Here is a 22899-nt window from a genome sequence, read left to right on the forward strand (position 1 = left end):
GTCCGAATTCCGGCTTGTCCAATCTGAGTTCAGGCGGGAGAATGCCAGCGGGCGCACTGTCGACATACACAAAGATCATTGCACCCGCGCTTCTTACGGCAACCTTGTGGTCGCATGTCTCCCTGGGAATGATGACAGCAATTGTGGCGACGTCGCTTGCAATAGTCTGCCTGATACTGCTGCAGCGCATCCCCGCCAAACGAAACGGCAAATGCGGTTGGGCAAAATCGGTCGGGCTTGGCGAACGGATTTGGCTGAACAGACTTTCAGTCCCTATCCCCTCCCAACTGGGCACACGCATCACAACGCTTTACGTAGTTTTCTGGCTTGGCTCGCTGATTGCACTACTTGGTGGAGCGACAGCCTCGCCCGTTCTTGCGGCGACAGGCCTTGCTGTCGCCTATTGCACCCAGTTCGTATGCTTTCACAAGCTGATCCAGCTATTCCGGCAAATGAAGGACAAAGCGCCTCTGTACAGGTTCTGGCTGGCTACTCCGGGCAACGACAATGCCAGAGCAAAGCCTTAGATACTCCGGACAACCTTTTTCATTGCCCTTTGCGTATCCGTTTCTCTGCGAGAAGACCTATGTAGGTCAAGGCAACACTCGCACCTGCAATCGAGGTGATATCGGCGTGATCGTATGCAGGCGCAACCTCGACCACGTCCCCGCCGACAAAGTCAAGTTTGCCTAGTCCACGCAGGATGGAAAGCGCTTCTCGCGATGACAAGCCGCCGGACACCGGCGTACCGGTGCCGGGAGCAAAGGCCGGGTCGAGACAATCGATATCAAAGGTCATGTAGGCTGGTCCGGAACCGACACGCTCGACGACACGATTGATTACGCCCTTGATGCCGAGCTCATCCATTTCCTCACCGAATATCATGTCCAGACCACAAGTTTCGGGAGCGTGCGTGCGAATACCGATCTGAATCGACCTGGCGGGATCAATCAGCCCCTCCCTCACTGCCCTTCCCGTAAAAGTCCCGTGGTCGATCCGGTCGCCCTCATCGGGCCAGGTGTCCTGGTGCGCATCGAACTGGACCAGGGCCAGAGGACCGTGCGCGGCAACGTGGGCCTTCAAAAGCGGATAGGTGACAAAATGGTCCCCGCCGATTGAAAACAGATGCGTGTCAGTCGCGAGGATTTCCGCTGCCTGCGCTTCAATATGACCTGGAATATCCGCATTGCGACCGTAGTCAAAGACACAGTCGCCATAGTCAACGCAGGCAAGCTCTTCAAAAGGATCCATATGAAAAGGATATTGCGGGTCACCGTCAAATATCGCCGATGCACGGCGCACACCCTGAGGACCGAACCGGGCTCCGGGCCGGTTGGAAACGGAAGCGTCGAACGGAATACCCCATACAGCCAGGTCGACACCCTGCAGATCGCGGCTGTACCGGCGTCGCATGAAGGAAAGCGCCCCGGCATAAGTCGACTCGTGCGACCCGCCCTTCAAGGACTGACCAAGAAAGGCATTATCCGTCGGGCGGGGTAATTCAGCAGACATTCTGACATCCTGATATCGGGTGGCCGGCAATTCCAACAAACAGATCCCTGCCCTTCGTTGTTCTGACCGGCATTTGCTCCTCCACGGTCTTAACAGAAGGCATCTGTGGCTGCCAATCGAAACAGTCGAAGTCCCTGGCGGGCCTTGTCGAACCTGCTCTCACTCAGGCTGGCACATGCTTTTTCAACAGGTCTGTAGCTAACCATTGTTCGTTGCCGCCCGCAGGATTAAAACTTGTCTAACTTGTTTCCAAATCCCACAAGACCGATCAAGGATCTCAGCCTGTGGCAAACCAGAAACCCATAATCCTGCGCGGCAGAACGCTGACCTTCCACGCGGCGCCGAACGGACCTGAAGACATAACCGCCTTTTCATACGAGGAAGATGGCGCATTGCTGCTTTCGGACGGCAAGATCAAAGTGCGTGGGCCATTTGCGGAAGTTCAATCAGGCGCACCGGACGGGACGGAAATCGTTGATCATCGCCCTCATCTTCTCCTGCCCGGGTTCATAGATACGCATATCCACTTTCCACAGGCTCAAGTGATTGCATCGTGGGCTGATCAATTGCTGGACTGGCTGAACGACTACACCTTTCCGGCCGAATTACGGTTCGCCGACAAGGCTCACGCTGACCGGATCGCAAACGGTTTTTACGATGCACTCATCGCACATGGCACGACCACCGCTGTTGCCTATTGTTCCAGCCATCCGAATTCCGTCGATGCCTATTTCGAAGAGGCAGAACGCCGCGGCATGATGATGCTCGGCGGCAAGACGATGATGGACCGGAACGCGCCTGAAGCGCTTTGCGATACGGCACAAGGTTCTTACGATGACAGCAAGGCACTACTTGCAAAGTGGCACGAAAGGGGCCGCGCGCGATATGTGATCACGCCACGCTTTGCCATTACGTCAACACCTGAACAGCTTGATGCCGCCGGAAGCCTACTGAGAGAAAATCCGGACTGCCATCTTCAAACGCATATCAACGAGAACCACAACGAAATCGCTTTTACCCGAGAACTCTATCCGGATGCCGCCCACTATCTGGGCGTTTACGAAAGTTTTGATCTCCTTGGGTCCAAGACCCTGCTCGGCCATTGTATTCACATGACCGGGCATGAGCTTCAGGTCATGCGTGAAACGGGTGCTGTCGCCGTCTTCTGTCCGACATCCAACCTCTTCCTCGGCAGCGGGCTTTTCGACAAATCAGGCATTGAAAGCGCAGGCATCAGAACCGCGATCGCAACGGATGTCGGAGGGGGCACCAACTATTCGATGCTGCGCACTTTGGACGAAGGCTACAAGATCCTGCAACTTCAGCGCCAACGCATGCACCCGCTGACGAGTTTCTACTGGGCAACACTTGGAAATGCCAAGGCCTTGTCGCTGTCGGACAGAATCGGCACGCTAGACGCCGGTTCTGACGCTGACGTTGTGGTTCTAAACGCCGGCGCGACACAAACGATGGCACTCAGGATGGAAACCGTCGAGACCCTGTCGGAGGAATTGTTTCTGCTGCAGACGCTCGGTGACGACCGGGCCGTCGTTGAAACCTATGTCGCGGGAAACAGACAGAAGTCAGTTCGTCTGAAACCCTGATTCGAATGTCATCCGATCAGGTTGCACCGGATTTCTTTTCCAGACGAAGAAACGCCGGTAACAACGACAATACGGCGAGCAACATCAGGACAAGCGCGATACCGAAAAAGACCACGCCGAAACCTTCAATTTGCAGGAATGGTGTCATGACAATCGGCGAAATGACCTGGCCAAGAAACATGCCGGTGGTCACGAACCCCGAGACAGTTCCCCGTCGCTCCGGTGGTGCCACCTTAAGAGCGAGAAGCAGAAACCCCGGTTGGACGAACGCATAGCCCGCACCGATCAATGCAGCACCAGCCAAGATAAAGACCCACGTGGCCTCCACGGCGAGCGCAACAAATCCGCCTCCCATCACCAGATATCCAACCGACAAGGTCAATGCCAGTCCCAGTCGACTGCAAACCCTTTTGAATATCAGCGCGACACACCCTCCAACCAGGGTCAATGTACCCAATGCGACGGCCGTTGCAGATGCACTCTCAAAACCACTCCGGTCCAGGTAGAACGGCAACTGGCTCGGCATCAGGAAGAAAAGTGAAACCGTCGTCATTGCCAGTGCGGCAACCATGAGGGCCTGTATCACCCACCTCTGATTGGGCGTGACTCCCGTGGAGCTCGCCGGCACTCCTTCAACCCCTTCGCCCGCATGTTTTTCGCGATGACCAATGGACACGAGCAACGGCAGGAGAAGTATTGGAATTGCGTAGATCAGGAATGGCAGACGCGGAGACAGGCCTGCCAGATATCCGGCGAACCCAATGAAAATGAACCCACTGAAATTGACGGTCGCAGTCTGCCATCCCAGGAATGAGCTGCGGCGCTCGCCGGTGAAGAGATCACCGACAAGCGAGACCTGCGCGGTCATCGTCATTGCGACAGCGACACCCAGCAAAAGCCGGCTCACAAGAATTGAGTTCAGGTCCGGCAGGTAAGCCCCTGCGCTTCCGGCAATTGCAAAAAGCGTGACACCGGCAATCAGCAACGGCCCGCGCCCATGGCGATCTGCAATCAATCCCGCGATGGGAGCAACAAGTACGACCGTCAGCGAGGGCGCAGACACCAGGAACCTGACCAGATAGTCCGCGCCAGGGACATCGGCAAAACTTGCTTCCAGCGCGGGCAGCGCCGGGCTGATCGTCGCATTCGCCATGATCTTGAAGGTGGCAGTCATCAGGAGCGCAACCGCCACCGCATCCATCCAGAGCGGACGTTGCTTGAATAACCTATCGTCTGACACGGGAATTTCCTTGCCTTTGTGAAAATGTCCCGCCACTCTACAAATTCAAGTCGACTTGAGGTCAAGGCATGAAATTACTGGATATTTCGGAAGTTTCTCAACAGAGCGGGATCGCTGCATCCGCGCTCCGGCATTATGAGGAAAAGGGCCTCATCACTTCCCTCGGGCGCCGTGGCCTGAAACGGCTGTTCGGCCCAGAAGTTCTGGACCAGCTGTCGCTGATCACACTTGGGAAAACTGCAGGGTTTTCACTTTACGAAATCAAGGCCATGTTCGGCTCCGACGGCAGACCTTACATTTCCCGGGAGACGTTGAAAAAAAAGGCGGAAGATCTCGACCGGCAGGTCGAGAGACTTGCCGGCCTCAGGGACATGATCCGTCACGTAGCGGATTGCTCTGCGCCCTCGCACATGGAGTGCCCGAAATTTCGCAAGTTGCTGCGAGTGGGAGGCAAGCGAAAACCTGTAGGTGCGAAGAAAAGAAAGAACATTGGCCAGCTTTAAATCCCAGATTGAACTGCTTAAGTTTTTGCAACGGCCGCCACGCGGCATTGAATGCGAATTCCTTCTATCAATTCTCGAATAATGTACATTCGGGTGGTTCATTCAAAGATTTTGAAATGTCGATCATAAACTGGCTGTTTCGCCGACAAAAAATTCCAAAAGTCTGCCTTGGAGACGTTCAGATGCATCTGGACTGGAACATCGTCAGTTCTTTTTGTGAATTGGTCGGAACAACGGCCGGCCGGCAACCAAGCCAGGAAGAATTGAAACAATATTTCTCTGCTGCACTGGGTCTTGCAGCCTATGTGCCGAACGATCAGGAAATGTCAGGAGGTCATCTTTATCATTTCGCGATCACCGACCTTCGACACGGTTATTTCGGGCCATTTGGAGAAAGCGACTATTGGGTACCAATTGTTATTCGTCCTTCCATTACCGTGAAGGGATTCCTGATCGACATTGATACCGGACGCATAATGGCCACGCGCACACACACTCAAAAAACACCCTGGAAGAGGTACAAGAACCCTGTCTTTCTCGCCTGGAGTTTCTTTCTGGGAACAACCGACCCGGACGCAGCTCAGCCCATGGGTGACATGGCTGCGATCAAAACCCTGAAAAAACTCAAGGCGCTTGCAAAGAAGCAGGCAAGGGTCGACTACCTTCTTGAAAAGAACAGGGTCACCTGACGGGCCTGGCGCTGGAAAAGGCTCGGGCCTTTGGGTTCTTCGTGGTGGATTTCGACATCCTTCATCACTCTGCGCACCAACAGCAGGGCGAGCACGCCGAAGACGACGCCACCGGCGGCTTGCCCGATCAGAACGCCGGGCGCGCCAAGATAGGCCCCGCCAAGCCAGACGAAAGGGATGGTGCCAAGTGTATGGCGACCCCAGTTTATCCAGGTCGAATAGAAGGGACGGCCAAGATTGTTGAAAAAGGCATTCGAAACAAAAAGCACGCCGTTGAAGAAGAATGCCAGGGCCAGTGGACCGCAAAAAAGATAGATCAGCGTGAGTGCCATGCCTTCGGCCTCGAACAACCGGGCAATCGGCTCCCGCAGGAGGAAGAGAACAAGTGCTGCCAGTCCGACAACAAGCGCTGTAAACAGCAAGGCTTCGCGCAAGGAGCCGCGAACCCTGTCAAAGCGGCCTGCGCCGTAATTCTGTCCAACGATCGGACCGATGGCACCCGACAGCGCAAAAATCGTCGCGAAGGCAAGCGGTGACATGCGGGCGACTACCGCCATGCCGGCAACTGCATCTTCACCGAATTCCGCCATCGACCGCGTCACCCAGGCCTGGCCTACCGGCGTTGCCAACTGTGTGAGGATCGCAGGAAACGCGATCGCGGAAATCGGCGGCAAATCCTTGAAGATCTGCAATGGCCTCGGCAGGCTGAGGCCACCGTGAAAGCGGAAGACCGGCGCCAGGGCAAAAGCTGCGATCGCCAGTCTTGACGCGGCACTCGCCAGTGCAGCCCCGGTCAACTCCAGATCAAGTCCGAAGATCAGGATCGGATCAAGCACCGCATTCACAAGACCACCCATGATTGTCGACATCATCGCACGTCTCGCGTCCCCGTGCGCCCGCAGGATGGCCCCTCCGGCCATGCCCAGCAGAAGCACGGGAAGGGTCGGAACGATGATGGCGAGGTAGTGAACGGCCAGCCCGTGGGTCACACCCCTGGCTCCGATCAGGTCGACAAGCGCATCCAGTGACAGCCAGACGGCCAGTGCAAAGATGGCCGCAAACAGAAATCCGACCGTCAACGCGGTCGATGCCCGCTGGCGGGCTCTTTCCTTGTCCCCGGCCCCGAGTGCCTGTGCCACAAGAGCGCCGGCGGCAATGGCCACGCCAATGTTGAAGGATGTCGTGAAGAACAGGATCGCCCCGGCATATCCGATCGCTGCGGCCAGTTCATCCTTGCCGAGCATCGATATGAAAATCATGTCGACGAAATCGACGGCAAAGATCGCCATCAGACCGACTGATGACGTCAGCGACATCACCGTCACGTGACGAAACAGACTACCTTCGATAAATCTTGCCTGGGACATGAAACCTGAACGACTGGGGCGCGCTGGAATGACTGGGGGCGGAATGCGTGCGATGTTTTGACCGGACCAGCTCTAGCCGAAAACTCCGGGATACAGAAGTCTCACATGAATCGATTGCAGGTAGCGCGAACAAAAAACCCGCCGGATCGCTCCGGCGGGTTCTTCGAAATCTGAAACCAGTTTCTTCGGCGATTAACGCTTGGAGAACTGGAAGGACCGACGGGCCTTGCGCTTACCGAATTTCTTACGTTCGACAACGCGGGCATCACGGGTGAGAAAACCGTTCTTTTTCAGGACGCCGCGCAGTTCCGGCTCATAATGGGTCAGGGCCTTGGAAAGGCCGTGGCGCACAGCACCGGCCTGACCGGAGAGACCGCCACCGGTGACAGTTGCGACAACGTCATACTGGCTGTCACGATCGGTCAGCATCAGCGGCTGACGCAGGATCATCTGCAGGACAGGACGCGCGAAATACTCGGTGAAGTCCTTGCCGTTGACGGAGATCTTGCCAGTACCCGGCTTGATCCAGACACGAGCGATCGCGTCCTTGCGTTTGCCGGTTGCGTATGCACGGCCCTGTGCGTCCAGCTTCTGGACGTGGACAGGTGCCTCGGGGGCTGCGGTCTCGACCGCGCCGCCCAGTTCTTCCAGGGATTGCAGCTCAGCCATTCTTAAGCCCTCTTGCCGTCATTCTTTGCGTTGAGGCCCTTGACGTCGACCAATTCAGGTGACTGAGCTTCATGCGGGTGTTTCGGACCAGCGTAAACCTTGAGGTTCTTCAGCTGTTTGTTGGACAGGGGACCGCCAGGCATCATGCGCTGGACAGCCTTTTCCAGGACACGCTCAGGGAAACGGCCTTCCAGGATACCGCGCGCTGTGCGCTCCTTGATGCCGCCCGGGTGTCCGGTGTGCCAGTAGTATTTCTTGTTGTCGTACTTGCGACCGGTGAGAACGACCTTGTCGGCATTGATGACAATGATGTTGTCGCCTGTGTCGACATGTGGCGTGTAGGTCGGCAGATGCTTGCCGCGCAGATGGTTGGCGATGAAAGCGGCAAGACGGCCGACAACCATGCCTTCTGCGTCGATCAAGATCCACTTTTTCTCGACCTCAGCCGGCTTGGCAGAGAAGGTCTTCATGTGTTTGATCCAACTTGGTCAGTTACAGAAAAGGCCCGCGCGGCTTCGATTGAGCCAGCGAACGGACCTGAATTCGTTCGAGGCAGCTTATACGCCGGCGAAAATATGCCGTCAAGAACCTTGTTTGAACCATCGGTCAATTTAGTCCAATAAATTCAATAAGTTAAAAAAACGGTACTCTGCTACCGCACTCTTTTATCTAAATATTCCTACATCGTTTGGATTTATTCGAAAATTCTCAAACCTGCGTCACGCCTGACAATTATCGTCTATTTTACCTAGTCTTAATTCCCGCCACCTAGTTTGCCTCCTGCAATCACTGAAAGAATGCATGATGGGTCTTGGCAGCCTCCGGCGAATAAAACCGAACCCGTTGCTCGCAGCACTGTTGAGTACGTTCGTTCTTGTGTCAGTCGTTTATTATTCTCTGGATGCGCTGATCGATTGGCAGGTCCGTATCGCGATCCAGAAAGACGCTGAAATCCGGTCGAAAAAGTGGACCGAAAACTTCTTTGAAACAACACCGTCTGTCAGTCAGATGATTGAATCCGGAGTCGCTCCGGAAAAGGATTTCGCCAAGCTGGAAAATTCGTTTGTGCTCACTGGCGTGATCCGCATAAAGCTGTTCGACAGTGAAGGTATGCTGGCGTTCATGTCCGACAACGGTGTTCTTGCGCCAACACAATTCTTCAGCGAAAGAGCACTCGGCGTGTTTGATTCCGGAGACAGCATCGTCTTCCTGCATGCGCCAGAGGAAAAACTTGGCCATCCGGAGCACCTGCGGACGTATGTCGAGATCTACACGCCCGCCGTCCTCCCCTCCGGCGAGTGCATCGGTGTCGTCGAGGTCTATTTGGATGTCAGCGTCCTGGAGGCAGCACTGCAGGATTCGTTTCGACAGATCAGCGGTTACTTGATCGCCGGAACGATCGCGGTTCTGTTGATCCCGGCAGGAGCCTATGTCGGAATCACACGTCAGATCATCCGGAAGGATCGACAGTTTCTGGAGTTCACGCGATATGACCAACTCACGGGTGCTCTGAGTCGCAACAGTATTTCCGGAATTCTGACCAGGCAATTTTCAGAACCGCAGACACTCAGTCGCCTCGGTGTTCTGTTCGTTGACATCGACCACTTCAAACAGGTCAACGACAAATATGGGCACTCATTTGGCGACAGTCTGTTGCGGCACATCTCGCACATTCTCATGGCCAACCTGCATGGCAAGTCCGATGCAGTCGGACGTTTTGGCGGCGATGAGTTTGTCGTGCTTTGTCCCAACATAAACCCGCACGACTTTCGAAAACTGTACGGGCGCGTGATGGACGTGGCGCAAAAAGCTTTTCAACACGATGGCAACAGCTACATTCCGAGCTTGAGCATAGGGGCTTATCTTACCGCCGAGGGCGATACGGAAAAGACCGCGCTTCATCGCGCCGACCTTGCCGTCTACGCTGCTAAACGCAACGGGCGCGGTCAGGTTTTCGAATACTCCGAGGAACTGGAAGGACTGTTTACGCAGGAAGATCCGAAGCAGACGGCCTAGGATACTCTCTACCGCGGAGGCACCGAATAGGTCGCCGTCGCATGCGCGACAAGTTCCTCTTCCCCTGCCCCGGCAATACCGCATTCAACCACTGCCAATCGCTTGCCAAGTTTCAGAAGCCGGCATGTGCCGAGCAAATCTCCAGCCTCGGGTTTGCGCAGGAAGTTAATGCTGAAGTTGGTCGTTACTGCCAGTGCGACCGGACCGATATGCGCCAGGATCACGACATAGGCTGCCAGATCTGCAAGTGCCATCATGGAAGGACCCGAAATCGTTCCACCGGGACGCAGATGGAGGTCGGTTGCCGCAAGGCGCATGACCGCTTCGCCAGACGAGACACTGTCGATGGAATATGCACGTCCACCGGCATGGATCTGCGGAAATTCCCGATCCAGGAACCCGGCGATCTCCTGAGCTGTCATTACCGGCTGCATCGGTGTCTCCTACCTCTTTCAATTCATGCCGGTAATCCGACCTGCTTTTACGTAAACGTCAAAGCAAATTGATTGCAAGGGCAGTTGCTGACAAAACGTTACTCTGCAGGCTGGGTCCGCGCAGCACGCCTCTTTTCAATTGCGTAGATACCACGGTCCCAAAGCCATTCAGCAAGAGTGCTGAGGCCGATACCGGTACGCATCTGAAATTCCTCGAAATGAAAGCGCGAGGCGCGCAGGCCTTTCAGCACGAGGCCGCGCCGCAATGCCTTTCGCATGGCAACAGGACCGCAAAAAAAGACATGAGCCTGTGAAAGATCGCCACCCAGATCGGTTGCAACGCGATCTGGCGTCAGGCGAACACCTTCTGCGGAATTGACGATTATCAGTTCAAGGCCAGAGACCTCTTCCGCAATTTTCTCAAGTTCGACCACGTAAGGAATGTCGTCCCGTTCGCGAACACAGTAGTAGAGTTTTACCGGGCCGGTTTCCCGAGATTTCAAGCTTTCGGCAAATGCGATGAAGGGTGTGATACCGACGCCGGCACCGATCCAGATCTGCGGGTCCCTGCCGAACGGCATCGAAAAGTGACCGAATGGTCTCGTGACGGTCGCCTCCATGCCTGTTTCTACTTCGCGACGAAGTCGCCGAGTGTAGTTGCCGAGATCCTTGATCGAAAATCGCAAGCTTCGATCTTCATGGGGTGCCCCGCTCAATGTGAAGGGATGTTCTTCCGACAGTCCGCTCCCGTTGATTGAAAGAAAGGCGAATTGTCCGGGTTTGTGCTTCAGGCCACGGCCTTTGGGTTTCAACTCGATTTCCGTCAGGCCGCCCAGATGCCTGACTGCAGAAATCTTGTAGCCGTGTCCACGCGGTACCATTGGCCGGAACAAGGACATCCAAAGATAGCTGATGATACCGAGCAGACAGAAGGCCGAAATATAGAGCCCAAGCGGATCTGCAACGGAGAAAGGTTTCTCGATGAAAAAGAAGTGAAAGGCCGCAAGGGCGAAAAAAATGCCGATCAGGCGATGGCTCCATTTCCACAAATGATAGGGAATGAAGGTTATGACCGACGCAAGGGCGAGAACAAGAAGTCCGTAGAGACTGATTTCACCAATGTCTTCGGCGATTCCGGCGAGCGGGCCGCCCCGAAGGCCGTTCATTTCCGCATCGACAATATCGTGCAGACCCATTGCGACCATGGCGATGACACCGAGCCATTTGTGCAGGACATAAATCCGGTCAAGCGAACCAAATACCGTTTCGAGACCCGGCATCCGTGTCGCGATGAACTGGTTGATACCCATCAGGACCAGCGCTGAAGACCCGAGATACTGGCTGAATAGCGCGACCGGGTCGCGCGTTGCCGCGAGAGGAACAAACCAGATAATTGGCAAGAGACATGCCAGGGCGATCAAAACCAGTCCGGATATTCTCAAGTCACTCTCCCGATTCGAAAGCTCCGTTCAGCGCCTGGAAGCAAATTCAGCGCTGAAGTAGCAGGAGATGGTTCAATTACAATAAACCTTGGTTTAATTCACTTTCGGTCAGCTGATTTTTCGAGTGTTGCAGCCATGGTGTCCTTGCGGCCCGGCGCTCCACTATATTTGACGACGAAGATTTCGTATTGTCGGCTCACTCTTTGTATTCATGTCGGAAAAAGAGAAATACCTGATGCTCAATTCACGCGCCGCTGGCCAGTTTGCAACAAAAACTTCGACCGTCCTGGCCGTGCTTTTCCTGTCCGGACTGGCACACGCCGATGACTGGACCTTCATGGATGACCGGTCGAGTCCACAGAAGCTGGTTGAAAGCTACTATTTCGCCATAAGCAACGGGTATTACGTGCAGGCCTACGGTTATTTCCAGAAAAGTTCGGCTCCACAGAATTTCGAAACCTGGGCCAAAGGCTATGCGGACACCAAAACGGTGAGCGTGAAATTCGGACCTACGGAACCTGACCCGGGTGCCGGACAAATCTACTGGGCCCTGCCGGTGGCAATCGACGCCATACAGACCAACGGCAAGAGCAAGGTCTTTACCGGGTGTTACAAGATCCACATGATCAATCCCGGCATGCAGAGCGATCCGCCCTATCAGCCAATGGGGATCGTCTCCGCATCGCTCAAGGAAACCAAAGAGTCCTACAAGGACGCAAAGCCCGGCAGTTGCTGAGCAGCGACGTTAGCGCACACGAACTGGTTGTCAGATGCCCGCCCTGTCACCCGGGATGGACAAACTCAGCCTCGCCTGCGCCCACGCCTCCGACCTGCAGATCCTGCTGCCTCGCTTTCAGCCCGCGCTGCATCAGCAGCCTTGTTGGGAGGCGACACAAGCGGACCGATCTCGCTCAACACCTCGTCAAGCGTTGGCCGTTGCCCGTCAGAATGGGCGTCCAGTGCGTTTCGCATGGCAGCAAGATGAACCGGAGATGTTCCGCAACATCCTCCGATGATCCGGGCGCCTGCATCCAACGCCATGTGTGTGTATTTTGCCATCAGTTCGGGCGTTCCGGTGTAGACAACCTCATCGCCACGGATCTGCGGAATGCCGCAGTTGGCCTTCGCGACGACAATCGCATCCGGATAGGCCTCGGTGATTTCCATGATCGCTGCCAGCAGGTCTGAAGCACCAACCCCGCAATTGGACCCTATTGCGACCGGTGTGCACGCGAAATCGGATTGCAGATCGCCTAACCCCCTGGGTGCAAGGCCCATCATGGTTTTTCCGGCGGTGTCGAAACTGGCCGTGATGACCAGTGGAAGGTCGAAATCCTTCGCCGCCTCCGCGACTGCCTTCATTTCTTCGATGGCCGACATGGTTTCTGCCCACAGAATATCGGCGCCGCCTTCGACGAGGCCTTCTATCTGCTCGCGGAAAGCAACGACGCCTTCCTCGTAGCTCAGCGCACCAAGCGGCTGGAACAATTCGCCTGTCGGGCCGATCGAACCGCCGATCAGCACTTCCCGGTCGACTGTCGCGGCCACTTCCTTCGCCAGTTCCACACCGGCGACATTGAGTTCCTTCACCCGGCCTTCAGCCTTGTGCAACTTCAGGCGATGACGGTTACAGCCGAAAGTATTGGTCAGGATGATGTCGGATCCGGCATCGACAAAGGATTGGTGCAGCGCCCTGATTTTCTCCTGTTCGTCTACATTCCAGAGCTCCGGTGCATCACCGGACAACAGCCCCATCTCGAACAGATTGGTCCCAGTTGCACCATCGGCAAGGAGTGCTCCCTTGCGCGCCAAAAGGTCTTCAAATTTCGACATTCGGAGGTCTTTCGTGTTCCGGCTTCGTCTTGGTTGCCTTGGCTGCCTGCAATAGCAGAACCCGCGCGGATGTCCACGCGGGTTTTGACAGTTTTCCAGATGATGTGCCCGCGCCGTCAGGGTCGGTCGCGGGTATCCCCTGTCACGTCAGAAAGAGGTCAGCTCCTCGGCTTGAGGTTCTCCGGATCGTAGAGAGGCTGATAGCCGACACCTGCGACTTCCGCCGGATAGGTTTCTGACATGTATTCGACAGTCAGCTTGCGACCGACTTCACAATAGTCCTGCGGCAGATAGGCCAGCGCGATGTTCTTTCCGATCGTCGGACCGTAAGCAACGGAGGTCGTGTAGGAAATCCGGCCGAGGCTGTCTACAAGTGTCTTGCCGGTCTCCGGATCCATCACCGGCATTGCCCCAACCGGATAACGCTTCACGCCGCTGGCATCGGTGTTTTCGGTCATCACCAGTGTACAAAGCATGGCGGGCTGCCTGTCACGGGCACGGTATTCAAGGTGCTTGGCCTTGCCGCGGAAATCGGCCTCCTTCACCTTCGGGCGCGCCAGATCCGCTTCATAGAGATTGTACTGGGTCAACAGGTCGGCATTCTGCAAACGCAGGCTCTTTTCCATGCGCCTGGAGTTTGCGTAGGTTTCGACGCCAACAGCCATGACACCAACCGCGCGCAAAGCATCCCAGACAGCAAGCCCGTCCTCATATTTCATGTGCAGTTCCCAACCCTGTTCACCGACATAGGAGAGACGGAGCGCAGAGACCGGTTTGCCGGCGATCTCGATCGACCGGATTGCCGCGAATGGGAAGTTATCCGGATCGAGCGCAGCTGGGTCAGACACGACTTTCTTGAGGTTGTCGCGCGCGTTCGGTCCCCAGATACCAATGGTCGTGAATGTCTCGCTCACATCGGTAACAGTAACCTTGAAGCCTTTTTCCTCGGCTACGCGCTTCACGTAAAGACAGTCGCGTGGCCCGGCATCGGCCCCATCGACGATGCGGCACCGATCGGCCATGCGGAACACGGTCAGGTCCGCACGCACATTGCCTTCGTCATCCAGGAAATGGGTGTAGATCCCCTTGCCCACGTTGTTGTCGCCACCGATCCTTGCGGCGCATAACCACTCCATCAGCTCGACGTGATCCGGACCTTCGACGTCGAACATGTAAAAATGCGACAGGTTGATGATGCCGCAATCTTCACTCAGGGCAAGCTGTTCGGCATTCGAGACGCGCCAGAAATGACGACTGTCCCACTCCGACTCGCGAACCGGGACCCTGTTGCCGTATTTTTCCAGCAGATGCTCATTGGCGGCGTAGCCGTGCGCACGCTCCCAACCGCCAAGCTCCATGAAGTGCCCGCCGAGTTCAACTTCCCGTTCGTAAAACGGGGATCGCTTGACGTTTCGACCGTTGGCATAGGGTTCGCGCGGGTGAATGGCCGGGAAATAAATCTTCTGAGCGGCCTCATAGCAGCGACCCTCGATGAATTCTTCGGTGAGCTGGTGCGCATAGAAACGCGAATAATCGATCGTGGCATGGTCGATTTCCGTCCGGCCGTCGGTAATCCAGTCAGCAATCAGTTTGCCGTAACCCGGTCCGTCCTTGACCCAGATGGCAACACAATACCAAAGACCACGGACCTTCTGGCTTTCTCCGCAAGACGGTCCTCCGGCGGCCGAGACCTGAAGCAGACCATTGAAGGAATGGCCCTCGTTGTAACCAAGCTCGCCCAGGATCGGTGTCAGTTCCATCGCGCGTTCTAGCGGTTCGATGACCTGTTCCATTTCAAGATCGCGCTGGGAAGGCGACAGCCGTGCCTGGTTCTTTTCCAGAATATCGCGCGGATGACACATGCGCGGATGCGTCGTTTCGTAATAACCCCACTCGATCTGGCCGCCTTCGGCCGTCTTCGGATCACCCGTATCACGCATATAGGCCGAATTGCCCTGGTCACGCAGTAACGGATACCCGATGTCCTTACCGGTCCCCTCGAATTCGTTGTAGGGGCCAAAGAACGTCAAGGGGTGGTCGACGGGCATGACCGGGAGATCCTCTCCGACCATTTCGGCGATCTGACGTCCCCACAGTCCAGCGCAAACGATGACATGGTCGGCCGTGATCGTGCCGCGGTGCGTAACAACGCCCTTGATGCGGCCACCTTCAACAATCAGGGACTGTGCGGATGTGTTTGCGAATGCCTTCAGTTTTCCGGTCTTTTCCCCCTCGTCAACGAGCTTGCCGGCGACAGTCTGCGACCGCGGTATGACAAGGCCAGCGTCCGGATCCCACATGCCGCCCTGAACCATGTCTTCTTCGATCAGCGGAAACTTTTCCTTGATCTCGGCAGGGCTGACAAGACGTACATTCGTGCCGAACGCCTTTCCCGATGTCACTTTCCGCTTGATTTCCTCCATCCACGCGTCGTCGCCGGTTCGAGCGATCTCAAGACCGCCAACGCGGGCGTAGTGTCCCATCTTTTCAAAAAAATCGATGGAATACTGGGTCGTCCAGACGGAAAGGTAGTCGTGGCTTGTCGTGTAGCAGAAATCGGAAGCGTGCGCTGTTGAGCCGATATCTGTCGGAATGCCGGACTTATCAATGCCAACGATATCATCCCAACCGCGCTCTATGAGGTGGTGTGCAACTGACGCGCCGACAATGCCGCCCAGACCAACGATGACAACTTTTGCCCTGTCAGGAAATGCTGACATGATTCATTCCTTTTCATTAAAGTGAAAGCGACCAGACAAGTCCGCTTCCTTCAACATGTGACATCCGCGACGGATTGACCGAACAGAAACCCGGTTGCGGCTGGCCAGGAGCCCGTGCCGGATCTCAATCTTTGGCCGGCAGTATCGCGATAGATCAAGGGGCAAAATAGCTTGAATGCGTCATTGCGGCATTATCACCACGACACGACAATCCAAAAATCCTAAACCGGGAAGGTTCAATAGCGGCCGTTTCAGCTCATAAGCACCGGCAGCCACCGATTTTGAATGGTACCGATCGACCTTGTTGAGGGTCGTGCACCATGCGACCGCATCATGCCTGCCCAAAAAGAACCAAATGCGCGCGAATCCACGTGGTGATGAAGGGATTTGCAGGATAAAATCGATCAAGCAAGTAACATGACGCATTTATAGCAATGTGCGACGCTTCTGGAGCCGGGTTGCACATGTGCCTGATAAAGACTACGCCAAACAAAAAAACCACCTTTGGAGCTGAAGTAATGTCAGACGCCGCCCCGTCAGGCCGCCGAGGACGATCCGCCCGCCGCGAACGCCGGCAATCGGGTCCCGCAGGTCAGGCTGTTCCCTATATTTCCAGAAACATCCCGAATTACGACGTCCTCAGCGAGGAAGGCGTTGAAAGGATCGAAGCCAACGCCGACCGAATTCTTGCGGAAATCGGTCTGGAATTCCGGGAAGATCCGGAAGTCCTGGAAATCTGGAAAGATGCCGGAGCCGAAGTCGACGGTGAGCGCGTTCGTTTTCCCAAAGGAATGCTGCGCGAGATCCTGAAGACCGCACCGTCGCAATTTACGCAACACGCTCGAAATTCCGCCCGGAATGTGGAAATCGGCGGCAACAATCTTGTGTTTGCGCCTGTCTACGGACCTCCATTTGTCACCGACCTCGACCAGGGGCGGCGCTACGGCACGATCGAGGATTTTCGAAACTTCGTGAAGCTGGCCTACATGTCACCCTGGCTGCATCATTCAGGCGGAACCGTTTGCGAACCTGTGGACCTGCCGGTGAACAAGCGCCATTTCGACATGGTCTATTCCCATATCAAGTATTCCGACAAACCGTTCATGGGATCAGTCACTGCACCGGAACGTGCGGAAGATTCAGTCAAGATGGCTCAGATCGCATTTGGCGAAGAGTTCGTCGACCAGAACTGCGTCATGATCCAGCTGATCAACGCAAACTCGCCGCTTGTGTTCGATTCGACCATGCTTGGCGCACTCAAGGTCTATGCCCGCCATAATCAGGCCTGTATCGTTTCTCCGTTCATTCTGGCAGGCGCCATGAGCCCTGTAACCGTAGCGGGGACACTGTCACAGGTCTTGGCGGAGGCCATGGCCGGTTGCGCATTGACACAACTTATTCGCCCTGGAGCTCCTGTCGTTTTCGGCGCGTTCGTCAGCTCGATCTCGATGCAGTCCGGAGCTCCGACATTCGGCAGTCCGGAAGGATCGTTGCTGCTCAATGGTGCCGCGAAACTGGCTCGCCGGCTCAAATTGCCCTTCCGTTCCGGCGGTTCGTTTACTGCGTCCAAACTGCCCGACGCACAATCCGCACAGGAATCGGCACAAACGATCCTTGCAACACTTCATTCCGGCGTGAACTTCGCCCTGCATTCGGCAGGCTGGCTGGAAGGCGGACTGTGTTCTTCCTACGAGAAATTCGTGATGGACGCAGACCAGCTCGGCATGATGCACGTGCTTGCCAAGGGTATCGAGATTTCAGAGGAAACCCTTGCGATGGATGCCTTGCAGGAGGTCGGTCCTGGCGGCCACTTTCTTGGCGCAGCGCACACGCAGCGCAATTTTGAAGCCGCGTTCTACCGGTCGGCGATCGCCGATAACAACTCGTACGAACAATGGCTGGCCGATGGTGAGCTCGACTCGGCGGCCCGTGCCAATTCAAGGTGGAAGGAGATGCTCAGGTCGTATAGCGGGCCGGAGCTCGACCCTGGCATTGACGACGCCCTGCAGGCCTATATCACCGAGCGCAAGGCCTCATTCCCGGACAGCAACGTCTGAAGCAAGTCACCCAGGTGCCCCGGTCTGACCGGGGCACTTTTGTTTTCAAGACGAATTTCCGGCTATCATCCAGCACCTCAGATTGCCCCCGCGCAGTTTCATCGTGATAAGTCCAGATTCCGCATTATTGTCTTCAGACTGATCAAGAATCTCTGTTACCGATTCTGACCGATTGTTCATCTCTGCGGCCAATGAGGAATTTGATGGAATACGCGAACCAGAACACCGGTGTTCAACCGCTGCATCCAATCTCGTCGGAACTGACCCGTTGGCTGACCGAAAAGGCGCTTCCGGTGTGGTTCACCTGCGGGGTCGACCTTGCCAAAGGAGAGTGTTTCGAAGCCATCGACCTGATCGATCAAAAACCCACGAAGGATCCGCGGCGTGCGCGTGTTGTTCCGCGTCAGATATATTCATTTCTTGAAGGAGCTAAACTTGGCTGGGAAGGTCCAGCCGACGAGGTGGCCACGTCCCTCTTCGACTGGTATTTGCAGAACTACCTGACCAGAAGCGGTTATTTCGCTTCGGCGGTCGACATCGAAAACAAGATCGTTGACGACACATTCGATCTCTACAATCAGGCTTTCGCGCTGTTCTGTTTTGCAAATGTTGCTTCTCATCTTCCGGCCAGGAAGGCGGAGGCCACCGAACAGGCCGCCAATCTGGTGAATTTCCTTGTAGAACATTACAAGAAACGGGAAGGTGGTTTCCGCGAGGCAAATCCTGACCGCCGCCCGCTTTGCTCCAATCCCCACATGCATCTGTTTGAAGCCTGCCTTGCCTGGGAGGACACCTCGGATGATCCCATCTGGGCGGAACTTGCCGATGAAATTGCAGAACTTGCGCTGAACAGCTTTATCGATCCGGTCAGCGGTGGTCTTCGCGAATTTTTTGACCTGGACTGGACCCCCTTGCCCGGAGACAGGGGGCGCATCATGGAACCGGGACATCAGTTCGAATGGGCATGGTTGTTGTGCCGTTGGGGACGATCGCGCCGGGATGCCGGAGCGATCATAGCGTCCCGGAGGCTATACGACATTGGCTGGACCTACGGTATCGACGAGAACCGGGGCGTCACTTTCATGGCGCTGAACGACGATTTCACCGTTCAAAATCCGCTCGCTCGCCTTTGGGGACAAACAGAGTGGATAAAAGCAGCGATTGCGCTGACCGAAGTCTCTGGCGGAGCGGAAAGAGAAGCCTATTTCACGGACATCCCGGCGGCGGTCAGTGCATTGCGCATCTATCTGGATAAAGCTCCAGACGGGCTATATCTCGACAAGATGGACCCGGCCGGCTCGTTCGCCGACGAACCGGCACCTGCCAGTTCTCTTTACCACATCGTTTGTGCTGTATCCGAACTGGACCGATTTACCGGCGGGTCCTGAGCGTGGTGTTTTTGCAAACAGTCACAATGGCGAAACCAGAGTAGGAAACGACGCAAACAGCCTTTCTCATTTCAGCAGGTCATCCTATAGCTTGTCGCCGGATTTGATCGACACAACCGTACCAGCGACAAGGAGGCTGAATGCCCCAGGCCCAAATCATCGATGGCAAGGCCATTGCAGAATCTGTTCGGGACGAAATCACACGCCGCGCAGCCGCATTGCTTGAAACCACCGGCAAACGTCCAGGTCTTGCGGTCGTTCTCGTTGGGGAAGACCCGGCAAGCCAGGTTTATGTACGCAACAAGGACCGCGCGGCAGAGGCCTGTGGTTTCCACTCGGTCAAACATACGCTAGCTGCGGATTCGAGCGAGGCAGAGGTCCTCTCGCTCGTCGAGCAGTTGAACAATGATCCCGACATTCACGGTATCCTTGTACAGCTTCCCCTGCCCGGCCACATCGAGGAAAGCAAGGTTCTTCGGCTGATTCGCCCGGAGAAGGATGTTGACGGTTTTCATCCGGTGAATGTCGGTCTTCTGACCGCTGGCGAGCGCGACAGCGCACTCGTCCCCTGTACACCGGCCGGCAGCCTGGTTCTCCTGAAGCGCACACTCGGGGACACACTCTCCGGTAAAACCGCCGTTGTCGTCGGACGGTCCAACATTGTCGGCAAACCCATGGCGAGCCTGCTTTTGCAGGAAAGCTGTACGGTCACGATCGCGCACAGCCGAACGAAGGACCTTCCCGACGTTGTTCGCGGTGCCGATATCGTCGTAGCTGCTGTTGGCCGTCCGGAGATGGTCAAGGGAAGCTGGATCAGGGACGGGGCAACCGTGATCGATGTCGGCATCAATCGGATCCCTGCTCCGGAACGCGGCGAAAGAAAGTCCCGGCTTGTGGGCGACGTTGCCTTCGATGAGGCGGTTGGTCACGCCGGCGCGATTACACCAGTTCCGGGAGGTGTTGGTCCCATGACAATTGCAATGCTGATGGTCAACACGCTCACCGCTGCCAGACGTCTGCTGGGTCTTCCTGAAGAAGAACCCCTCTTCTAGTTCATCGGAACAGTTATTTGACAGTAATACACGCCGGGCACATCCGGCGTGTTTGTTTTTGTCGATCATAAGCACGGTTCAATTGGCAAAAAACCCTAGTATCAACAGTTCTGGCCAAGCCATTGGATCACCTTGGCTCTTGCTTTCAGCTGTACGTCATGGTCTATCGAGATTCAGCAAGATTTAACCATGGCAGCCTACATTGGCTTTCGTAGGGGCTGCGTTAGCAGTTCAGCCGAAGCGCCATATCAAAGGATGAGTGCGCTCCGGCAGGACCAACCCGTCAGGCGGCAGTAAGTGAAGGGTCTACCGTCTTGCAATTCCGGCCGATGCCGGAACACGCGGTTGTGCGTGGAAAAGAAGCGGGTTGCTCTCTCAGCGACCGGCCTTTTTGTCGTTGTTAAACATACTTTTGCATTCGGCCTCGTTTTTCTATCTCTTTTTGCTGTTGCCCTGCCTGCGAATGCCTTCGATATCTTCGGCTGGAAACCCTTCGGCGGGGCGGAAGAAGAAGGGGAAGCTGTTCCTGATCCAATTCCCTATGAGGCGGAGCTTGCCGTCTCGACCGGGAATGAAGATCTGACCAGCGACATGAAGAGCACTTCCCTGCTACTTCAGCAGCAGGACAAACCGCCATCCGGCGAAGCCGGGCTCATCGCACGCGCGCTTTCGGACCGTGAACGGCTGGTGGCAAAACTTTACGCCGATGGCCGCTACGGCGGGACCGTTTCAATCAAGCTTGCCGGACTGCCGCTCGAAATCGCACTTGAACAAAGCGACCTTCCGGATGGGCGCCCGGTGAAAGTTTCCATTCTGGTCGACCCGGGTCCGGAATTTACATTCGGAAATGTCTCGATCTCCTCAACGGGCGGTGACCTGTCGACTGATCCATCCTTCTGGGGACTGGCACCCGGTGAGACCGCCGGCTCGGGCAAGATATTATCGGCAGAAGGCAGAATAGTTTCGATACTGCGTGGTCGCGGATACCCGAAGGCGAAAATCACGGAGCGGCGAATTACTGCAGACCACAGCACCAACAAACTCGATGTCGCCCTCGTGGCCGACGCCGGGCCGCAGGCCAGGTTCGGCGCGGTCTCTGTCAGCGGTACGGAAGTCACTGATCCGGGTTTCGTGAAGCAGCAAGCGATGTTGCCGCAAGGTGGCATCTATTCTCCCGAAGACATCGCACGCGCCCGCAAACGCCTGAATGATCTCGGTATCTTTTCATCCATCCGGTTCGTTGAAGGTGACATTGCCGGACCCGACGGAACGCTTCCTATCGCAATCGAGGTCAGTGAACGCAAACGCCACGTAATCGGCGCCGGTGCTTCCTGGTCGAGCACCGAGGGGTTTGGTGTGGAGGCATACTGGCGCCGGAGGAACCTCTTTGGCCGCGGCGAATTGCTTTCCGTTGAAGGATCCGTCGGCCGGATCGGCACCGAGAGTTTTGCAAATCAGGAATACTCGGCCCGAATAGCGTTCGAAAAACCTGGCGTTTTCGGTCCCCTCACCAGCTTCTCCACCAGCCTGGAGGCACGGCAGGAAAATCCTGACGCTTACAAAAGCAGAACAGTCACGTACAACGCCTTTCTCAATCGCGAGTTTTCTGAAAAGCTGAAGGGCCGTGCCGGAGCCGAAGTGTTCTTTGCGGACGAGGAAGACGCTTTCGGGGAAGATGAATATCTCCTGGTCGGATTGCCGGCAGACCTGACTTTCGACAACAGGGACGACAAGCTCAACCCTTCCAAGGGGGTGTTCGCGGCACTGTTCGCAGAACCTGCCTATGACACGCTCAACTCCAACGCCATGGGCTTCATGAAAGGAACGGTGTCCAGCTACTATGCGCTGGACGAGGCGAAGCGTTTCATCCTGGCGGGCAAGGTGACGGTCGGATCGATCCTGGCGCCATCGGTTGAATCTGTTCCGGCCAGCCGCCGTTTCATAGCCGGCGGTGGCGGCTCCATAAGGGGTTACGCCTATCGCAATGTAGGTCCGCGGGTCGGTGATGAGGTCGTGGGAGGACGCTCCCTGGTCGAATTGTCCGGAGAGATCCGGATGCGAGTGACGGAGACGATCGGTATCGTCGGGTTTGTCGATGCCGGAAATGCGTACGAAGACAGCGTCCCCGATTTTTCCGAGGAATTGAAGGTGGGTGTTGGCGCCGGTCTCAGATATTTCACGCCAATCGGTCCGTTGCGCGTAGATGCGGCGATACCACTTGATCCAGGCAAGGATGACCCAGATTTTGCTCTTTATGTCGGATTGAGCCAGGCGTTTTGAGTACAACCTCGGCCAATGTCAGACCGAATTGCCCTCCTTTCAGCCGTGAAACGGATAAACAGTGTCTAACTGACGCCAAAAAGGCCTGATAAA

Annotated in this window: 19 protein-coding genes; 10 read left to right on the forward strand and 9 right to left on the reverse strand. The window is 55.9% G+C overall.

Translation table 11 applies throughout. The annotated features are described in order from the left end of the window. Positions 1-41: 41 nt before the first annotated feature. Positions 42-527 (forward strand): DUF6653 family protein, encoded by a 486-nt coding sequence (locus LA5095_RS20180; RefSeq protein WP_055118231.1) that lies wholly within the window; start codon positions 42-44, stop codon positions 525-527. 19 nt (positions 528-546) lie between these two features. On the opposite strand, the gene speB is transcribed toward LA5095_RS20180, so the two are convergent. Further along, positions 547-1512, reverse strand: a complete 966-nt coding sequence (speB, locus tag LA5095_RS20185) for an agmatinase (RefSeq protein WP_055118233.1) — start codon at positions 1510-1512, stop codon at positions 547-549. Positions 1513-1796: 284 nt separating this feature from the next. Here speB and guaD point away from each other — a divergent pair, with 284 nt between their 5' ends. Then, entirely contained in the window at positions 1797-3116 is a 1320-nt protein-coding gene (gene guaD, locus LA5095_RS20190; RefSeq protein WP_055118235.1) for a guanine deaminase, read from the forward strand. Between the two features lie 16 nt (positions 3117-3132). Here the strand turns inward: guaD and LA5095_RS20195 are convergent, their stop codons facing one another. Continuing rightward, positions 3133-4356 carry an MFS transporter gene (locus tag LA5095_RS20195; protein ID WP_208992786.1) on the reverse strand — a complete coding sequence of 408 codons (1224 nt, stop codon included), beginning with the start codon at positions 4354-4356 and terminating at the stop codon, positions 3133-3135. A 68-nt stretch (positions 4357-4424) separates the two neighbouring features. Between LA5095_RS20195 and LA5095_RS20200 the strand changes: the two genes are divergently transcribed. Together LA5095_RS20200 and LA5095_RS20205 are read left to right on the forward strand one after the other, a co-directional pair. Beyond that, positions 4425-4859 carry a helix-turn-helix domain-containing protein gene (locus LA5095_RS20200; RefSeq protein WP_055118237.1) on the forward strand — a complete coding sequence of 145 codons (435 nt, stop codon included), beginning with the start codon at positions 4425-4427 and terminating at the stop codon, positions 4857-4859. A 182-nt stretch (positions 4860-5041) separates the two neighbouring features. Continuing rightward, positions 5042-5548 (forward strand): hypothetical protein, encoded by a 507-nt coding sequence (locus LA5095_RS20205; RefSeq protein WP_144436183.1) that lies wholly within the window; start codon positions 5042-5044, stop codon positions 5546-5548. Here the strand turns inward: LA5095_RS20205 and LA5095_RS20210 are convergent. The 3 genes from LA5095_RS20210 to rplM all read right to left on the reverse strand — a co-directional run bounded on the left by LA5095_RS20210 (position 5518) and on the right by rplM (position 8054). Beyond that, entirely contained in the window at positions 5518-6915 is a 1398-nt protein-coding gene (locus LA5095_RS20210; protein ID WP_055118241.1) for an MATE family efflux transporter, read from the reverse strand. The two genes, LA5095_RS20205 and LA5095_RS20210, sit on opposite strands and share 31 nt — an antisense overlap. 192 nt (positions 6916-7107) lie before the next feature. Further along, entirely contained in the window at positions 7108-7584 is a 477-nt protein-coding gene (gene rpsI / locus LA5095_RS20215) for a 30S ribosomal protein S9 (protein ID WP_035900212.1), read from the reverse strand. Between the two features lie 2 nt (positions 7585-7586). After that, positions 7587-8054, reverse strand: a complete 468-nt coding sequence (gene rplM / locus LA5095_RS20220; protein WP_055118243.1) for a 50S ribosomal protein L13 — start codon at positions 8052-8054, stop codon at positions 7587-7589. A gap of 331 nt (positions 8055-8385) precedes the next feature. Between rplM and LA5095_RS20225 the strand changes: the two genes are divergently transcribed. Further along, positions 8386-9600: a GGDEF domain-containing protein gene (locus LA5095_RS20225; protein WP_055118245.1), complete on the forward strand. Its 1215-nt coding sequence runs from the start codon at positions 8386-8388 to the stop codon at positions 9598-9600. Positions 9601-9608: 8 nt separating this feature from the next. Here the strand turns inward: LA5095_RS20225 and LA5095_RS20230 are convergent, their stop codons facing one another. Both LA5095_RS20230 and LA5095_RS20235 read right to left on the reverse strand, forming a co-directional pair. Next, on the reverse strand, positions 9609-10034 hold the full coding sequence (locus tag LA5095_RS20230; RefSeq protein WP_055118247.1) for a PaaI family thioesterase: 426 nt from the start codon (positions 10032-10034) through the stop codon (positions 9609-9611). Between the two features lie 98 nt (positions 10035-10132). Next, the gene (locus LA5095_RS20235) at positions 10133-11476 is read right to left on the reverse strand and encodes a ferredoxin reductase family protein (RefSeq protein ID WP_144436184.1); all 1344 of its coding nucleotides are present in this window, start codon (positions 11474-11476) and stop codon (positions 10133-10135) included. 235 nt (positions 11477-11711) lie between these two features. On the opposite strand from LA5095_RS20235, the gene LA5095_RS20240 reads away from it, so the two are divergent. Further along, the gene (locus LA5095_RS20240) at positions 11712-12212 is read left to right on the forward strand and encodes a hypothetical protein (RefSeq protein ID WP_055118944.1); all 501 of its coding nucleotides are present in this window, start codon (positions 11712-11714) and stop codon (positions 12210-12212) included. 65 nt (positions 12213-12277) lie between these two features. Here LA5095_RS20240 and bmt read toward each other — a convergent pair whose 3' ends face one another. Together bmt and LA5095_RS20250 are read right to left on the reverse strand one after the other, a co-directional pair. Continuing rightward, complete coding sequence (gene bmt / locus LA5095_RS20245; protein ID WP_055118251.1) at positions 12278-13309, reverse strand: betaine--homocysteine S-methyltransferase; 1032 nt, start codon at positions 13307-13309, stop codon at positions 12278-12280. Positions 13310-13467: 158 nt separating this feature from the next. Beyond that, complete coding sequence (locus LA5095_RS20250; RefSeq protein WP_055118253.1) at positions 13468-16029, reverse strand: GcvT family protein; 2562 nt, start codon at positions 16027-16029, stop codon at positions 13468-13470. A gap of 518 nt (positions 16030-16547) precedes the next feature. Between LA5095_RS20250 and LA5095_RS20255 the strand changes: the two genes are divergently transcribed. The 4 genes from LA5095_RS20255 to LA5095_RS20270 all read left to right on the forward strand — a co-directional run bounded on the left by LA5095_RS20255 (position 16548) and on the right by LA5095_RS20270 (position 22806). After that, positions 16548-18086, forward strand: a complete 1539-nt coding sequence (locus LA5095_RS20255) for a trimethylamine methyltransferase family protein (protein WP_055118255.1) — start codon at positions 16548-16550, stop codon at positions 18084-18086. A gap of 203 nt (positions 18087-18289) precedes the next feature. Further along, positions 18290-19474, forward strand: coding sequence for an AGE family epimerase/isomerase (locus tag LA5095_RS20260; protein WP_055118946.1), 1185 nt, complete (start codon positions 18290-18292; stop codon positions 19472-19474). Positions 19475-19614: 140 nt separating this feature from the next. After that, positions 19615-20526, forward strand: coding sequence for a bifunctional methylenetetrahydrofolate dehydrogenase/methenyltetrahydrofolate cyclohydrolase FolD (gene folD, locus LA5095_RS20265; protein WP_055118257.1), 912 nt, complete (start codon positions 19615-19617; stop codon positions 20524-20526). 351 nt (positions 20527-20877) lie between these two features. Then, positions 20878-22806 (forward strand): autotransporter assembly complex protein TamA, encoded by a 1929-nt coding sequence (locus LA5095_RS20270; protein WP_082442843.1) that lies wholly within the window; start codon positions 20878-20880, stop codon positions 22804-22806. Positions 22807-22899 lie beyond the last annotated feature (93 nt).

The organism is Roseibium album (genome assembly GCF_001404515.1).
Lineage (GTDB): Bacteria > Pseudomonadota > Alphaproteobacteria > Rhizobiales > Stappiaceae > Roseibium > Roseibium album.